The following is a 15,907-nucleotide window of genomic DNA, read 5'->3' on the forward strand; positions in this document are numbered from 1 at the left end:
CCATCCGAACCAACTCACAGAGGAATTGAAATGATCAAGAAGTCCCTCGCCGCCGCCGGTATGGCCGCCGTCGCCCTCGCCATGACCGCCGCCCCCGCGCTGGCGATCGGCGACTCGGACGGCTCGGGCGCGTCCGTCCAGGGCAACGGTGGCACCAACGCGACCGGGACCACGGGCAACCACAGCCCGAACTTCCACACCCTCGACAACCCGAACGTCTGCCTGCCCGAGGTCCACAACGTCGCGGTCGCGGTGGTCGGCGTCGCGGTGCCGGTCGAGGTCCCGGTCCTGAACAACCAGCCGAAGCAGATCTGCAACGTGGGCCAGAACACCCAGAGCAGCGGCGACTCGGGCGTCTCGCACCTGATCGGCTGATCAGGCCCCCGCGGTACCTGACCCTCCAGAGCACGACCTGACCCAACGGAGCAGTACGTGTCGGGGCCGGGGAGAACTCCTCCCCGGCCCCGACGCGCGCTTCGGAGCACTCGGCGGACGGCGGCACCCGACCGGACGCCCAGTGAGACGAACCCGCCAGACGAAGCTGTCAGACGAACCTGTCAGACGAAAGGACCAATCCCATGCAGAGGACCCTCGGCCGGGCCGCGGCGATCGCGGCCGGCGCCCTGATCGCGGTCGGCATCGCCGCCCCCGCCTACGCCCACGTCGACGCGGGCGGCCTCGGCGGCGGCGTGGCCTCCGCCCATCCGGTCTTCCTGGCCGGCGGCCACCTGGGCTTCGCGGACACCAGCCACATCCACCTGGCCGGCGCACGCGGTGGCTGGGCCACCAGCACGGCGGCCGGCGGCGGGGGCGGGGGCATGGTCTCCGTCGACGGCTGGGGCCACTGACGCACCGTGAGGAGGGGGCACCGGCCTGGCCGGTGCCCCCTCCGGCATGTCAGCAGTACTGCACTCAGGGGCAGGGCACGGCGAGCCCGGGTGACGGCGGCGTGTCCGTCCTCCCCACCCGACGGACAGACCGCACCATCTGAACCATCCGCACCACCGACCAGCCTTCGGAGGAAGCAGAAATGATCAAGAAGACCCTCACCGCCGGTATGGTTGCCGCCGTGCTCACCCTGGCCGCAGCCCCCGCGGTGGCGATCGGCGACTCGGACGGCTCCGCCGCGTCGGTCCAGGGCAACGGCGGTACCAACAACACCGGCACCGTGGGCAACAACAGCCCGAACTTCCACGTGCTCGACAACCCGAACATCTGCCTGCCCGAGATCCACAACATCGGGGTCGGCGCGCTGATCGGGGTCGCGGTGCCGGTCGAGGTCTCGGCCCTCAACAACACGCCGAAGCAGATCTGCAACCAGGGGCAGGCCACCCAGTCCAGTGGCGACGGCGGCATCTCGCACCTGATCGGCTGACCGGGAGTCCGGCCGCCGGTACGGCTCGGGCCGGGGAGGACGCCTCCCCGGCCCGACCCACGCGTCCGCTCAGCGCAGCTGACGGGCCGCCTCGACCGCCCAGTAGGTGAGGATCTGCTCGGCGCCGGCGCGCCGGAGCGAGGTCAGCGTCTCCATGATCATCCGGTCCCGGTCGATCCAGCCGTTGGCCGCGGCGGCCTCGACCATCGCGTACTCGCCGGAGACCTGGTAGGCCGCCACCGGCACCGGGGAGGCGTCGGCGACCTGCCGCAGGATGTCGAGGTAGGCCATGGCCGGCTTGACCATCACCAGGTCGGCGCCCTCCTCGAGGTCCAGCGCGAGCTCGCGCAGCGCCTCCCGGGCGTTGGCCGGGTCCTGCTGGTAGGTCTTCCGGTCGCCCTTGAGCGAGGAGCCGACCGCCTCGCGGAACGGCCCGTAGAACGCCGAGGCGTACTTGGCGCTGTAGGCGAGGATGCCGGTGTCCTGGTGCCCGGCCTCGTCCAGCGCCCGCCGGACCACACCGATCTGACCGTCCATCATCCCGGACGGCCCGACCAGGTGGACGCCCGCGTCGGCCTGGACCACGGCCATCTCGGCGTACCGGGCCAGCGTCGCGTCGTTGTCCACGCTGCCGTCCGCCGCCAGCACCCCGCAGTGGCCGTGGTCGGTGTACTCGTCCAGGCAGAGGTCCGACATCACCACCAGGGCGTCACCGACCTCGGAGACCACGTCCCGGATCGCCCGCTGCAGGATGCCGTCCGGGTTGGTGCCCTCGCTGCCGACGGCGTCCTGCACCTCGGGCACCCCGAAGAGCATGATCCCGCCGAGCCCGGCCTCGGCCGCCTCGACCGCGGCCTTCCGCAGGGTGTCCCGGGTGTGCTGGACCACGCCCGGCATCGAGGTCACCGGCACCGGCTCGGCGATCCCCTCCCGGACGAAGGCCGGCAGGATCAGCTCGGCAGGATGCAGCCGGGTCTCCGCCACCAGCCGCCGCATGGCGGGGGTGGAGCGGAGTCGGCGGGGCCGGATGGCGGGGAACGCGGTCAAGACTGACTCCTATCGGGTTCAGTGCTGTGTCAACGGGCCTTGCGACGGGAGCCGGGGCGGCGCTCGCTGGGCCGGTAGACCGGTTCGCCCGCCGCGAGGGCGGTGTCCCGGCGGCCCGCACCGAAGTCGGCCAGCGCCTGGGCCAGCGCGGAGGCGGACGGCATGGGCGCCATCACGTCGACCCGCAGGCCGTGCTCCTCGGCGGTCTTGGCGGTGGCCGGACCGATGCAGGCGATGATGGTGACGTTGTGCGGCTTGCCGGCGATGCCGACCAGGTTGCGCACCGTCGAGGACGAGGTGAAGAGCACCGCGTCGAAGCCGCCGCCCTTGATCGCCTCCCGGGTCTCGGCCGGCGGCGGCGAGGCGCGCACGGTCCGGTAGGCCGTCACGTCGTCCACCTCCCAGCCCAGCTCGACCAGGCCGGCCACCAGGGTCTCGGTGGCGATGTCGGCGCGCGGCAGCAGCACCCGGTCGATCGGGTCGAAGACCGGGTCGTACGGCGGCCAGTCCTCCAGCAGGCCGGCCGCGGACTGCTCGCCGGACGGCACCAGGTCGGGCTTGACGCCGAAGTCGACCAGGGCCTGCGCGGTGGTCTCGCCGACCGCCGCGACCTTGATCCCGGCGAAGGCCCGGGCGTCCAGGCCGTACTCCTCGAACTTCTCCCGGACCGCGCGCACCGCGTTCACCGAGGTGAAGGCGATCCACTCGTAGCGGCCGGTGACCAGGCCCTTGATCGCCCGCTCCATCTGCTGCGGGGTGCGCGGCGGCTCGACCGCGATGGTCGGCACCTCCTGCGGCACCGCGCCGTACGAGCGCAACTGCTCGGAGAGGCCGGTGGCCTGCTCCTTGGTCCGCGGCACCAGCACGTTCCAGCCGAACAGCGGCTTGGTCTCGAACCACGAGTGCGAGGAGCGGTGCGCCACCTGCTCGCCGACCACGGCTATCACCGAGGTGGCCGGGTCGACCGGGGCGGAGACCGGCGAGGGCAGCACCCGGGCCGCCTTCAGCTCGGCCGCGATGGTGGCCAGGGTGGCGGTGAAGGTGCGCTGCCGGGTGGTGGTGCCGGAGAGCGTGGCGCAGAGCGCGGCGTCCGGCTTGCGGCCGTGGCTGACCAGCGCGTTCGCGGTGGCCGGCAGCTGGCCCAGGGTGGTGCGGACGACCAGGGTGGTCTCCGGGGCGCCGAGGTCGACCAGACCGCCGGCCAGCAGGGTGGCGGCGTCCACGAAACGGACGTCGGCACCGTTGCTGCCGCGCAGCGGGACGCCGGCGTAGGCCGGCACGCCGACCGACTGGGCGACGCCCGGGATCACCTCGAAGGGCAGCCCAGCCTTGGCGCAGAGCAGCATCTCCTCGGCGGCCCGGCCGTCGAGACCGGGGTCGCCGTCGACGGTGCGGACCACGTGCTTGCCGGCCTCCACGGCGTCGGTGACCAGCTTGGCCAGCGAGGCGGCGTCGAAGGCGGCGCTCTCGCCGTCCACCGCCCCCGGGGCCTGCAGCTGCACGCCCTCGGGGCAGTGGGTGCGCACCGCGGCGGCGGTGAGCGGGTCGGCGATCAGCAGGTCCGCCGAGGCCAGCACCTCGACCGCGCGCAGGGTCAGCAGGCCCGGGTCGCCGGGGCCGGCCCCGAGGAAGGTGCAGCGTCCGGACCGGTCGGCGGTGGCGGTGGGGCTCATCGGGCTCGCTCCCCCATCAGACCGGCCGCCCCCTCGGCGAGCAGCCGGGCGGCGAGTGCGTGCCCGAGGGCCCGCGCCTGCTGCTCGGCCGTCCCGTCGAGGACGAGCGGACCGGTGGTGGACATCGTCAGCAGGGTGGCGCCGTCGACGGTTCCGACGACGCCCTCCAGCCGCAGTTCGTTCTCGCTGCTCAGCGTCGCCAGCGCGGCGACCGGGGCGGAGCAGCCCGCCTCCAGCGCGGCCAGCAGGGCGCGCTCCGCGACGACGGCGGCGCGGGTGGGCGCGTGGTCGAGGGCGCCGAGGGCGGCGGCCAGCTCCGGGCGGTCGGCCCGGCACTCGATGGCCAGCGCACCCTGGCCGGGGGCCGGCAGCATCAGCGCGGGGTCGAGCGCCTCGGTGCGGTCGGCGGCCCGGCCGAGCCGGTTGAGGCCGGCCGCGGCCAGCACCACGGCGTCCAGCTCGCCGGAGTGCACGAAGCCGATCCGGGTGTCGACGTTGCCGCGGATCGGGACGGTCTCGATCTCGACGCCGCGGGCCGCGGCCCAGGCGTTCAGCTGGGCCATCCGGCGCGGCGAGCCGGTGCCGATCCGGGCCCGGTGGCCGGCGCACTTCTCGACCAGCTGCTCCAGGGTCAGCCCGTCACGGGCGACCAGGGCGTCCCGGACGTCCTCGCGCTCGGGCACCGCGGCCAGCAGCAGCCCCGTGGGGGCCGCGGTGGGCAGGTCCTTGAGCGAGTGCACGGCGAAGTCGATCCGGTCCTCGAGCAGCGCCTCGCGCAGCGCGGAGACGAACACGCCGGTCCCGCCGATCTGCGCGAGGTGCTCGCGGGAGGTGTCGCCGTAGGTGGTGATCTCCACCAGCTCGACGGGGCGGCCGGTGACCCGGGTGACCTCGCGGGCGATCATGCCCGACTGGGCCATCGCCAGCGCGCTGCGCCGGGTGCCCAGCCGCAGCGGTATCGCCTCGACCTCCAACTGGCCCTGTTGGGTGCTCAGTTGACCATTCATAACGTGATCATCCCGGTGGTGCTGGTGGGCTGGACGTGGGTTCATCGGGCCGCTCCGCCCGCGAGACTACCCTCGGCGGACGCGGCCTGCGGCCCGACCGGGGTGCCGGACACCGCGTGCACGGCGGCCGGGTCGAGGTCGAACAGCTCGCGCAGCGCCTCCGCGTAGGAGGCGCCGCCCGGCTCGGCGGCCAGCTGCTTGACCCGCACGGTGGGGGCGTGCAGCAGTTTGTCGACCACCCGGCGGACGGTCTGCGCCATCTCGGCGCGGGAGCGCTCGTCCAGGCCGGGCAGCCGGGAGTCGAGGCGGGCCAGCTCGGCGCCGACCACCTCGGAGGCCATCGCGCGCAGGGCGACCACGGTGGGCGCGATCCGGGCGGCGCGCTGGGCGGCGCCGAAGGCGGCCACCTCGTCGGCGACGATCCGGGTCACCGCGTCCACGTCGCCGGCGCCGGGCGCGGCGGCGGTCTCGGACTCGACCTCGGAGAGCGACTCCAGGTCGACCAGCAGCGCGCCGGGCAGCGCGCGGACCGCGTGGTCCACGTCGCGCGGCATCGCCAGGTCGAGGAAGGCCAGCGGGCCGGCGCCGGTGCGGGCGGCGACCGCCGCGGCGACCTCGGCCGCACCGATCACCACGCCGGCCGAGCCGGTGCAGGAGACCACCAGGTCGACGTCGGCCAGCGCCTGCGGGACCTTGCCGAACTCGACGGTCCGGGCGCCCAGCGTGGCGGCCAGCCGCTCCGCGCGCTCGGGCGTGCGGTTGGCGATCAGCAGGTCGCCGACCCCGGCCCGGGAGAGCGTGGCGGCGGCCAGCGAGCTCATCGAGCCCGCGCCGACCACCAGGGCCCGCTTGCCGGCGATCTCGCCGGCCCCGGCGGCGACCTGCTCCAGGCCGAAGGTGACCAGGGACTGGCCGGCCTTGTCGATGCCGGTCTCGCTGTGGGCCCGCTTGCCGACCCGCAGCGCCTGCTGGAACAGCTCGTTCAGGCCCCGGCCGGCGGTGTGCTCGTCCTGGGCCCGGGCCAGCGCGTCGCGCAGCTGGCCGAGGATCTGGCCCTCACCGACCACCATCGAGTCCAGGCCGCAGGCCACCGAGAAGATGTGGTGGACGGCCCGGTCCTCGTAGTGCACGTAGAGGTGCTCGGTCAGCTCCTCCAGGTCCACTCCGCTGTGGTGGGCGAGCAGCAACGAGAGTTCGGCGACGCCGGCGTGGAACTTGTCCACGTCCGCGTAGAGCTCGATCCGGTTGCAGGTGTTGAGCAGGGCCGCCTCGGAGACGGTGGCGGTGGCCGCCGCGTCGTGCAACAGCCGGTTCGGGGTCTCCCCGGTCAGCGCGGCGCGCTCCAGGACGCCCACCGGGGCGGTGCGGTGGCTCAGACCGACGACGAGCAGGCTCATGCCGGCATCACCGCCGACCGCTCGGCGTCGCCCTTGGCCTCGGCCTTGGCGTCCTTGACCCCGCCGGCGGCACGGCGCAGCTTGGCCGCCGCCGCGCGGACCGGGCCGGGGGCGCGCTCCAGCATCGACTCCTCGCGGCCGGGCTCGGCCTCGGGTTCCTCGCCGGCCTTGCGCTGCTCGTGGAAGGCCAGGATCTGGAGCTCTATCGACAGGTCCACCTTGCGCACGTCGACGCCGTCCGGAACGGTCAGCACGGTCGGCGCGAAGTTCAGGATGCTGGTCACGCCCGCCTCGACCAGCCGGTCGCAGACCTGCTGCGCCGCGCCCGGCGGGGTGGTGATGACGCCGATGGAGACCTGCTGGCTCTCCACGATGTCCTCCAGTTCGTCCATGTGCCGCACTGGCAGACCGGCCGCGGTGCTGCCGACCACGGCCGGGTCGGCGTCCAGCAGGGCCGCCACCCGGAAGCCGCGGGAGGCGAAGCCCCCGTAGTTGGCCAGCGCGTGGCCCAGGTTCCCGATACCGACGATAACCACGGGCCAGTCCTGGGTGAGGCCCAGCTCGCGCGAGATCTGGTAGACGAGGTACTCGACGTCGTAGCCGACCCCGCGGGTGCCGTAGGACCCCAGGTAGGAGAAGTCCTTCCGGAGCTTGGCCGAGTTCACCCCGGCGGCCGCGGCCAGCTCCTCGGAGGAGACGGTCGGGACGGACCGCTCGGAGAGCGCGGTCAGCGCACGCAGGTACAGCGGCAGCCGGGCCACGGTGGCCTCGGGGATGCCGCGGGCACGCGTCTGACGTCCCACAGGTGTGCGGCGCATGGTGCCTCCGTCGGCGGGGCTGGGGGGCGAGGACTTGGGGGTGGATCGACCGATTGCCACGGCGCTCCTGTGGGTGAAGCTTGGGCTTTGGCTGCCAGGCTAAGTCTTTGTGAACGTGTGCACAAAGATGGTGTCCGTTTTGTCCCGCCACAGTGACGCGCATCACGCTCGGACTTCAGTGCCATCACGCTCGGACTCCAGTACGACGCGGTGCGCGACCCGGCCGGCCGGCCCGACCGCGGGTCAGCGGGTGAGCGCGGTCCGCAGTCGGGTCTCGTCGACCCGCCAGAAGTCGTGCTGCCGGCCGTCGATCAGGGTGACCGGGATCTGCTCCCAGTACGTCCGGTACAGCTCCGGGTCCTGGGTGATGTCGCGCTCCTCGAACCGCGCCCCGAGCTCGCCGGTCACCCGCAGGATCACCTCCCGGGCCTCGTCGCAGAGATGACAGCCGGGCTTGGCGACCAGGGTCACCGTCCGGTCGGCGGGCTGGGGGCTCTTGTCACGACGCAGCAGTGGGCTCACCGACCCATTGTGCGCCCGCGTGCGGAAGCCGCCGTTCCGGCCGCCGCGCACGCCGTCAATCCGGCTGACTATGCTCGTGTCCATGGCCGCGCTGCGAAGGCTCACCCAGGCAAGGCGTTCCCCCTCCGAGCGGACCGCGCTGGCCGGCGAGGCCTCGGCCGACGCCGCCGAGCGGGCGCTGCGCGCGCACGCCCCGCTGCCGCAGGAACCCGAGGAGGAGGCGGAGCTGCCGGACCACCCGCAGGCCGCCGCCTTCTTCGACTGCGACAACACGATCCTGCAGGGCGCCGCCGTCTTCTACCTCGGAGTCGGGCTCTACCGAAGGAAGTTCTTCAGCCGGCGGGACGTCGCCCGGTTCGCCTGGCAGCAGGCCTGGTTCCGGCTGGCCGGCACCGAGGACCCGGCGCACATCGCGGACGCCCAGCACACCGCGCTCTCCCTGGTGGCCGGCAAGCGGACCGCGGACCTGGAGGCGATCTGCGAGGAGATCTTCGAGGAGATCGTCACGGCCAAGGTCTGGCCCGGCACCCGGGCGTTGGTGCAGATGCACCTGGACGCCGGCCAGCGGGTCTGGTTGGTCACCGCCGCGCCGCAGGAGGTGGCCCGGATCATCGCCCGGCGACTCGGCATGACCGGCGCGCTGGGCACCGTCGCCGAGGCGGAGGACGGCGTCTACACCGGGCGGTTGGTCGGCGAGATGCTGCACGGCCCGGCGAAGGCGGCGGCGGTCCGCGCGCTGGCCCGGCGCGAGCAGTTGGACCTCGGGCACTGCGCCGCGTACAGCGACTCGGCCAACGACATCCCGATGCTCTCACTGGTCGGGCACCCCTTCGTGATCAACCCCGACGGCGCGCTGCGCAAGTACGCCCGGGCGCAGGGCTGGCGGGTGCAGGACTTCCGAACCGGCCGCAAGGCGGCCCGGGTCGGCATCCCGGCCGCGGTGCTGCTGGGCGCCGCCGCGGGAGCCGCGCTGGCCGGGATCGCCCTGCGCCGCCGGCGGAACTGACCGCCACCGGGGAACACCGGGGAGCGCTGACGGGACATCAGCACCGCTTGACCACTGACCGGTTCTGATCGTTCGGACGCTCCGGAAAGTCTGGGATTGGCACGGTCACAACCGGGGAAACCGGCGGGACGACCTCGAAAATGGTCACACTGCGCTGCTGAATGACCCGCCAGAGTGCCCAGCTCGGAGCTTTGTTCGGTCACTTTCAGCTCATATACCACGCAAAGTGGATCCCTATCGACCACTTCGGCCACAGGGTGTAGCTGTCATTGCACAAAGCGTTATCCTCTCCTGGATGCACGCCCACCCCACGTGTCCCCCCGGCGGGGTGCCGGGGAGTGTGCTCTCCGCGCAGGCGGAGGTGATCCGTCCACAGTTCTGCCTCTGGGAGTCCCGTGTACCCACCCGTCCGGAACGACGCGCCTGCTCCCGCCCGCCCGTCGCCCGCCGTCACCACCGTCGCCGCCGTCGCCGCCGCCCGCAACCTCCGACAGCTGCGCTCCCTGCTGCACCGGCAGTTACTCCTGGCCACCCCCCAACTCGCGACCGCCGGCGCCCCGTTCGGGCCCGGCCTGGCGCTGCGCAGCACCGCGGCCGGCGGCACCGGCACCCCCACCCGCAGCCGGGGCACCACCGGCGGCGCCGGCTCCCGCGGCCGGACCAGGGCGACCCTGCCGCACCAGAGCACCGAGACCGAGCACAACCCGGTGATGGAACTGGTCGAGCGGGCCCAGGCCGGCGAGAGCGAGGCCTTCGGGCGGCTCTACGACCACTACTGCGACACGGTCTACCGGTACATCTACTACCGGGTCGGCAGCCGGGCCACCGCCGAGGACCTCACCAGCGAGACCTTCCTGCGCGCGCTGCGCCGGATCGGCACCTTCACCTGGCAGGGCCGGGACTTCGGCGCCTGGCTGGTGACCATCGCCCGCAACCTGGTGGCCGACCACTTCAAGTCCAGCCGGTTCCGGCTGGAGGTCACCACCGGGGAGATGCTCGACTCCAACGAGTGCGAGCGCAGCCCCGAGGACTCGGTACTGGAGTCGCTCTCCAACGCGGCCCTGCTGGACGCCGTCCGGCGGCTCAACCCGCAGCAGCAGGAGTGCGTCACGCTCCGTTTCCTGCAAGGGCTTTCGGTCGCCGAGACGGCCCGGATCATGGGCAAGAACGAGGGCGCGATCAAGACCCTGCAGTACCGCGCGGTCCGCACGCTGGCCCGGCTGCTGCCGCCCGACGCCCGATGACCACCATTGACTGCCCGTCATCCTCCGGACCGTTCCCACACGTCCGAGTGAGAATGCGGTCACATGATCACTCGTGCGTAACCGACGACCGACGCCACTCGTTGCCCAGCGTGCAGACCATCTCGGGACGCACGGTCAAGTCAGACCGCGAACAGTCACCCGATGGAGTGGATTTGGCCCGCCGGGGCAACCGTCCGGCAGGCCGGGGAGTCGACAACGACGAAGGGAGGTGTGGCCCGTGACGGCAAACGTGCTGGAGCACCGGCGGGCGAAGGCCTTCGCCGAGGCGCTGGAGGCCCACCGGACAGGACAGCAGGCGGGCAGCCCCGCGCTGGGCGAACTCGTGGCCACCGCGCAGGCGTTGGGCGAGCTTTCGGTGCCCGCCCTGGACCTTGAGGTCCGGACGACCCAACGCGCCCAGCTGATGGCCGCGTTCGAGCAGGCGGTGGCCGGCGGCGGACTGCCGTCCGTGCCGCGCCAGCGGCGGCACCGGGCCGACCGGATCGCCCCGCGCGGCCGCCGCTGGGGCCGCCGGTTCGCGATCGGTGGCCTGGTGGCCGGGGTGACGGTGGGCAGTCTGGCCGGGGTGGCCGCGGCGAGTACCGGCGCGCTGCCCGGGGAGACCCTGTATCCCGTCAAGCGCGGCCTGGAGGACCTGCGGCTCGATCTGGCCCGCAGCGACGCCGAGCGCGGCGCGCTGCTGCTGGACCAGGCCTCCAACCGGCTCGCCGAGGCGCACGAGCTGGTCGGCCGGGCCGGCGACGGCTCGGCGCTCAGCCCGGAGACGGTGGCCCGACTCGGCGCGGCGCTCAAGGACATGAACGTCGAGGCGGCCAAGGGCGGGGATCTGCTGCGCCGGGTCTACCAGGCCAACGGCTCGCTCGACCCGATGCGCCGGCTGGCCGCGTTCACCGACCGGCAGGACGACCACTGGGCCGCACTGCAGCGGGAGTTGCCGCCGCAGCTGACCCCGGAGGCCGGCCAGGTGGACCAGCTCTTCGACAACTTCAACGCGGAGGTGGCACCGCTCCACCTCGACCAGGGCACCGGCCAGGGCGGGTCGGGCGCGCCGGCCCAGGCGCCGGGATCGCCGGCCGTCGGGTCGTCCTCCCCCACCGGTGGGAGCGCCTCGGCCGTGCAGTCCGGCGGCAGCCCGGCGTCCTCGACCGGCGGCCAGGCGGGCGACGCGCAGCCCTCCGACGGCTCCGGCACGGCTCAGCGGCAGGGCCAGGGCCCGGCGGCCGGGTCCGCCGGCGGCGCGGTCGGCGGACCGGTGGGCGGCCTGGTGAACGGCCTGACCGGCAACCTGACGGGGACCGCCGGCGGTGCGGGGTCCTCGCCCGCGCCGGCGGCCGGTTCGCCGCAGAACGGTCCGGCCGCGCCGGCGCCGGGCGTTCCGGCCGGCGGTGCTCCCGCCGCCGGGGCCTCGCCGGGCGCGTCGCAGAACGACCCGGGGCTCGACCTGCCACCGCTGGTCCCCGGCCTGCTGCCGGGGCTCGGGGTGATCGGCGGCACCGGCAACTGAGCGAAGGGCTGGCGGCCGGGCTCCCACGCGGTGGTGGGGCCCGGCCGTCAGCCCTTCCCGGGGTTCGTCAGCCCTTCCCGGGATTCAGAAGAAGACCGAGCGCCGTTCGACCAGCAACCGGTAGAGGGTGTGCTGGATCGTCTCGCGGACCTCGTCGGTCAGGTTGAAGACCAGCATCGGGTCGTCCGCCGCCTCCGGCGGGTGCCCGTCGGTGCGGATCGGCTCGCCGAACTGGATGGTCCACTTGGTCGGCAGCGGCACCAGCCCGAGCGGCCCCAGCCAGGGGAAGGTCGGTGTGATCGGCAGGTACGGCAGGCCGAGGAGCCGGGCCAGCGCCTTGGCGTTGCCCATCATCGGATAGGTCTCCTCGGCGCCCACGATCGAGCAGGGCACGATCGGCACCCGGGCCCGCAGCGCCGAGGCCACGAACCCCCCGCGTCCGAAACGCTGCAGCTTGTAGCGCTCCGAGAAGGGCTTGCCGATCCCCTTGAAGCCCTCCGGCCAGACCCCGACCACCTCGCCGCGCTCCAGCAGCGCCTGCGCGTCCTCGTTGCAGGCCAGGGTGTGCCCGGCCTTGCGGGCCAGTTCGTTCACCACCGGCAGCACGAAGACCAGGTCGGCGGCGAGCATCCGCAGGTGGCGGCCGGCGGGGTGGTGGTCGTGGATGGACACCTGGGTCATCAGGGCGTCCAGCGGGAGGGTGCCGGAGTGGTTGGCCACCACCAGCGCGCCGCCCTCGGCGGGGATGTGCTCGATCCCGCGGACCTCGACCCGGAAGTACTTCTCCGCCAGCGGCCGCAGCAACGAGAGGAAGACCTCCTCGGTCAGCTCGCGGTCGAAGCCGAACTCGTCCACCTCGTAGTCGCCGGTGATCCGGCGGCGCAGGAAGGCCAGCCCGTTGGCGGCCCGCCCCTCCCAGTCCTTGCCCAGCACCGACTCGGCCACCGGCCCGAGCCGGCCCGCCAGCGCGCCGCCGACCGCCTCGGCCAGCCGGTCGGCGAAGGCGGGGGCCGCGCCCGGTGGGGGCGTCCAGCTCGGCGCGGACTCGATCGGGATGACCGTGGCCTGGTCCGGAACGCGCCTCGAAGCGGCTGTCATCGGCCCGTCAACTCCTGTCTGCGGTAGGGGAATGCGGGTCGCGCTCGGGGCCCTCGTGCTCGGGGCCGCCGAGCCAGCCGGCCAGCCGGTCGGTGAGCACGGTGAGCCGCTCCGGCGGCAGCAGCCCTCCGGTCTGCGCGGCGGCGAAGTCCGCGAACGCCTCCGGGGTGGTGAACCGCGGCTGGTAGCCGAAGGTCTCGCGCAGCTGCGTGGTGTCCACCACCCGACCGTGGGTGAGCAGGCCGATCTGCTCCGGGGAGAAGTCGGACACCCTGGTCTGCCGGGCCAGCGCGGCCACCCAGCCCAGGGCGGGCCGCAGTATCGGCACGGTCGGCCGGCCGAGCCGGCGGGCGCACTGGGAGAGCAGCAGCACGCCGTCCCCCGCGACGTTGAAGGTGCCGGTGTTGGTGGTGCCGCGGGCGGCGTCCAGCGCGGCCAGCCGGAGCACCTCGACCGCGTCGTCCTCGTGCACGAACTGCAGCCGCGGGTCGTAGCCGAGCGCGGTGGGCAGCACCGGGAGCGCGAAGTACTCGCCGAGCGGGGTGTCGGCGCCCGGGCCGACGATGTTGGCGAACCGCAGCACGCTCACCGCGATGTCCGGGCGGCGCCGGCCGAAGCCGCGGACGTACCCCTCGACCTCGGCGGCGTCCTTGGCGAAACCTCCGGCCGGCAGGGTCTTGGGCTGGGTCCGCTCGCCGAAGACCGCCGGATCGCGCGAGGTCGAGCCGTACACCGCGGTGGTGGACTTGACCACCAGCCGGCGCGGACCGGCCGACTGCTGGCAGGCGCCCAGCAGCTGCATGGTGCCGATGACGTTGATCTCCTTGACCGCGGCGCGGCCGGGAGCCCCGGGGTTGGTGGCGCTGACGTTGAGGTGCACCACGGTGTCGACGCCGTACTCGGCGAGCACCCGGGCGATCGCGGGGCGGCGCAGGTCGGCGGGCGCGAAGTGGTACTCGGCCAGCGGGCCGGGGGCGGCCTCGGGGCGGTGCCGCGGGGGTTCGGTGTCCACCCCGACCACCAGCTCCACGCCGGGCTCGCGCCGGATCCGTTCGGCGAACCGGGCGCCGAGATGCCTGGCCACTCCGGTGACCAGCACGACCCTGCCCACGCTGCCCCTCCGCTTCCGACCGGCCCGCCCGGACGGTGTTCCCGCCGGGCCGTGCCTGCACCGTACCGCGTCGGGGCCGGAAAACTGGTGCTGCCCGCCCCGGCCGAGCCGGGACGGGCAGCTGTGCACCTGGAGCGAGGCTCCGCAGGTGTTACTTCTTGTTGCGACGCTGCACGCGGGTCCGCTTCAGAAGCTTGCGGTGCTTCTTCTTGGCCATACGCTTGCGACGCTTCTTGATGACAGAGCCCACGGAACAACCCTCGCTCACTGAGACTCCCGCCCGTGAGAGACGGAGTCCATACGACTGACGGAGGGCCTAGCCTACCGTCCGCGCGCCCGTGGCCGTAATCGGGACGCCGACCAGGGCCGTCACCCGGCCGCTACGCGGTCTGCCGACCCACGTAGGAGTCCTTCAGGTAGTCGTGCACCGCCTGCTCCGGAACCCGGAAGGAGCGGCCGACCCGGATGGCCGGCAGCTCTCCGCTGTGCACCAGGCGGTACACCGTCATCTTGGACACCCGCATGACCGAGGCGACTTCCGCCACGGTCAGGAAGTTGACCTCTTGCAGGGGGCGTTCGCCGGAACTCATGACCTCACCCGACCCTTTTCCGTGTGCAAGGCACCGGCTTCCCCTCCGGTGACTCCACCGACACACGCGTATCCCCAGAGTAGTTGCGGGTGGTACCAGTGGGAAGAGGGGGATGCGGAGTCCTTGTACGGTCAGAGATCCGCCTGCTGCAGTAGGTAGTCGCTCCGTGGTCTGGCGCAGCTGGTCTGCGCCCGGACGACCGTTGGCGGGACGGGCCGGGACCGAGTGGGCGCACGGAAGCGCGGCACTCGGGCAAGCGTACGGACGCGCGCGGCCCCGGGCCCGTCCGCGCCCCCGCGCGCACCGTGAGCGCCCGCCGACCGGGTGAGGGCCGGCACGGGGATCGGGTCAGGGCAGCAGGCCGTGGTGCGGGAAGACCGCCCGGCGGGTCGCCAGGATCGCCTGGTCCAGCCGGTCACCGGGGTCGTAGCCGGACTCCGCGAAGTCCTTCCAGTGCGGCTCGACGCCGTCGGTCATCCGCAGCGGGGCGAGCTGGCGAGTGAGCCGGTACACCTCGCCGCGCCACACCTCGGGGGTTTCGACGGCCGGGTCGATCGGCCGGCCGGCGGCGATCGCCACCAGGTGGGTCCAGGTCCGCGGCACCACGTCCACCACGGCGTAGCCGCCCCCGCCGAGCGCCACCCAGCGGCCCCCGCAGTGCCGGTGGGCCAGCTCGTGGATGCTGGCGGCGACCGCGCGCTGGGCGTCCACGGTGACCGCCAGGTGGGCCAGCGGGTCCTCCAGGTGGGTGTCCGCGCCGTGCTGGCTGACGATCACCTGCGGGCGGAAGGCCGCCAGCAGCTCGGGCACCACGGCGTGGAAGGCGCGCAGCCAGCCCGCGTCGCCGGTGCCGGCCGGCAGCGGGAGGTTGGCCGCCGAACCGGGGGCCGCGTCGCCACCGGTCTCGGTGGACCAGCCGGTCTGCGGGAAGAGCGTGCTGGGGTGCTCGTGCAGCGAGATGGTGAGCACCCGCGGGTCGTCCCAGAAGACCCGCTGCACGCCGTCGCCGTGGTGCACGTCGACGTCCACGTAGGCGACCCGCTCGGCCCCCAGTTCGAGCAGCCGGGCGACCGCCAGCGCGGCGTCGTTGTAGACGCAGAAGCCGGAGGCCCGGTCGGGCATCGCGTGGTGCAGACCGCCGGCGAAGTTGACGCCGTGCCGGGCGGTGCCGTGCCAGACCGCCTCGGCCGCGCCCACCGACTGACCGGCGATCAGCGCGGAGGCGGTGTGGATGGCCGGGAAGACCGGGTTGTCCTCGGTGCCCAGGCCGTGCCGGTCGTCCACGGTGCCCGGGTGCGTGGCGGCCCGCTGGACCGCGTCCAGGTACTCCGGCCGGTGCACCAGCCGGAGGGTCGACTCGCCGGCCGCGGGCGCGGCGGCCACCGCCACCCCGGGAGCGGTGGGCAGGTCGAAGGCCTCGACCAGCCCCATGGTGAGCGCGAGCCGGGTCGGGTCCATCGGGTGGCCGGGGCCGAAGTCGTAGCCGGTGACCGC

At 73.6% G+C, this 15,907-nt stretch carries 17 protein-coding genes; 6 read left to right on the forward strand and 11 right to left on the reverse strand.

What is annotated here, in order from left to right; translation table 11 throughout:
• Positions 1-30 precede the first annotated feature (30 nt).
• The 3 genes from ACIGXM_RS01685 (at position 31) to ACIGXM_RS01695 (ending at position 1,375) form a co-directional block, all read left to right on the forward strand.
• Entirely contained in the window at positions 31-375 is a 345-nt protein-coding gene (locus ACIGXM_RS01685; protein ID WP_396555705.1) for a rodlet layer protein, read from the forward strand.
• Between the two features lie 203 nt (positions 376-578).
• On the forward strand, positions 579-848 hold the full coding sequence (locus ACIGXM_RS01690; RefSeq protein ID WP_396555707.1) for a hypothetical protein: 270 nt from the start codon (positions 579-581) through the stop codon (positions 846-848).
• Positions 849-1,030: 182 nt separating this feature from the next.
• On the forward strand, positions 1,031-1,375 hold the full coding sequence (locus tag ACIGXM_RS01695; protein WP_396555709.1) for a rodlet layer protein: 345 nt from the start codon (positions 1,031-1,033) through the stop codon (positions 1,373-1,375).
• Between the two features lie 69 nt (positions 1,376-1,444).
• Here the strand turns inward: ACIGXM_RS01695 and hemB are convergent, their stop codons facing one another.
• The 6 genes from hemB to ACIGXM_RS01725 form a co-directional block, all read right to left on the reverse strand.
• Positions 1,445-2,422: a porphobilinogen synthase gene (hemB, locus tag ACIGXM_RS01700; RefSeq protein WP_396555711.1), complete on the reverse strand. Its 978-nt coding sequence runs from the start codon at positions 2,420-2,422 to the stop codon at positions 1,445-1,447.
• 29 nt (positions 2,423-2,451) lie between these two features.
• Positions 2,452-4,095, reverse strand: coding sequence for a uroporphyrinogen-III synthase (locus tag ACIGXM_RS01705; protein ID WP_396555713.1), 1,644 nt, complete (start codon positions 4,093-4,095; stop codon positions 2,452-2,454).
• Positions 4,092-5,102 (reverse strand): hydroxymethylbilane synthase, encoded by a 1,011-nt coding sequence (hemC, locus tag ACIGXM_RS01710; RefSeq protein WP_396555715.1) that lies wholly within the window; start codon positions 5,100-5,102, stop codon positions 4,092-4,094. Before hemC ends, ACIGXM_RS01705 begins: the two co-directional genes overlap by 4 nt.
• A gap of 41 nt (positions 5,103-5,143) precedes the next feature.
• The gene (locus ACIGXM_RS01715) at positions 5,144-6,499 is read right to left on the reverse strand and encodes a glutamyl-tRNA reductase (protein ID WP_396555717.1); all 1,356 of its coding nucleotides are present in this window, start codon (positions 6,497-6,499) and stop codon (positions 5,144-5,146) included.
• A complete protein-coding gene (locus ACIGXM_RS01720; RefSeq protein ID WP_396555719.1) occupies positions 6,496-7,317 on the reverse strand; it encodes a redox-sensing transcriptional repressor Rex in 822 nt (273 codons plus the stop codon). The genes ACIGXM_RS01715 and ACIGXM_RS01720 overlap by 4 nt, the downstream gene beginning before the upstream one ends.
• Positions 7,318-7,560: 243 nt before the next feature.
• Positions 7,561-7,839: a glutaredoxin family protein gene (locus tag ACIGXM_RS01725; RefSeq protein WP_396555721.1), complete on the reverse strand. Its 279-nt coding sequence runs from the start codon at positions 7,837-7,839 to the stop codon at positions 7,561-7,563.
• 82 nt (positions 7,840-7,921) lie between these two features.
• Between ACIGXM_RS01725 and ACIGXM_RS01730 the strand changes: the two genes are divergently transcribed.
• From ACIGXM_RS01730 to ACIGXM_RS01740, 3 genes are all read left to right on the forward strand, one after another.
• Complete coding sequence (locus tag ACIGXM_RS01730) at positions 7,922-8,845, forward strand: HAD family hydrolase (RefSeq protein ID WP_396555723.1); 924 nt, start codon at positions 7,922-7,924, stop codon at positions 8,843-8,845.
• 395 nt (positions 8,846-9,240) lie between these two features.
• The gene (locus tag ACIGXM_RS01735; RefSeq protein WP_396555725.1) at positions 9,241-10,089 is read left to right on the forward strand and encodes an ECF subfamily RNA polymerase sigma factor, BldN family; all 849 of its coding nucleotides are present in this window, start codon (positions 9,241-9,243) and stop codon (positions 10,087-10,089) included.
• Positions 10,090-10,327: 238 nt separating this feature from the next.
• On the forward strand, positions 10,328-11,614 hold the full coding sequence (locus ACIGXM_RS01740; RefSeq protein ID WP_396555727.1) for a DUF5667 domain-containing protein: 1,287 nt from the start codon (positions 10,328-10,330) through the stop codon (positions 11,612-11,614).
• Positions 11,615-11,698: 84 nt separating this feature from the next.
• Here ACIGXM_RS01740 and ACIGXM_RS01745 read toward each other — a convergent pair whose 3' ends face one another.
• The 5 genes from ACIGXM_RS01745 to ACIGXM_RS01765 all read right to left on the reverse strand — a co-directional run bounded on the left by ACIGXM_RS01745 (position 11,699) and on the right by ACIGXM_RS01765 (position 15,871).
• Positions 11,699-12,712, reverse strand: coding sequence for a lysophospholipid acyltransferase family protein (locus tag ACIGXM_RS01745; RefSeq protein WP_396555729.1), 1,014 nt, complete (start codon positions 12,710-12,712; stop codon positions 11,699-11,701).
• 7 nt (positions 12,713-12,719) lie between these two features.
• Positions 12,720-13,823: an NAD-dependent epimerase/dehydratase family protein gene (locus tag ACIGXM_RS01750; RefSeq protein ID WP_396555731.1), complete on the reverse strand. Its 1,104-nt coding sequence runs from the start codon at positions 13,821-13,823 to the stop codon at positions 12,720-12,722.
• 151 nt (positions 13,824-13,974) lie between these two features.
• Positions 13,975-14,073, reverse strand: coding sequence for a 30S ribosomal protein bS22 (locus ACIGXM_RS01755; protein ID WP_003948845.1), 99 nt, complete (start codon positions 14,071-14,073; stop codon positions 13,975-13,977).
• A gap of 130 nt (positions 14,074-14,203) precedes the next feature.
• Entirely contained in the window at positions 14,204-14,413 is a 210-nt protein-coding gene (locus ACIGXM_RS01760) for a helix-turn-helix domain-containing protein (protein ID WP_396555733.1), read from the reverse strand.
• A 348-nt stretch (positions 14,414-14,761) separates the two neighbouring features.
• Positions 14,762-15,871: an acetoin utilization protein AcuC gene (locus tag ACIGXM_RS01765; protein WP_396557328.1), complete on the reverse strand. Its 1,110-nt coding sequence runs from the start codon at positions 15,869-15,871 to the stop codon at positions 14,762-14,764.
• Positions 15,872-15,907 lie beyond the last annotated feature (36 nt).

Origin of the sequence: Kitasatospora sp. NPDC052896, assembly GCF_044547075.1 — a bacterium.
Lineage (GTDB): Bacteria > Actinomycetota > Actinomycetes > Streptomycetales > Streptomycetaceae > Kitasatospora.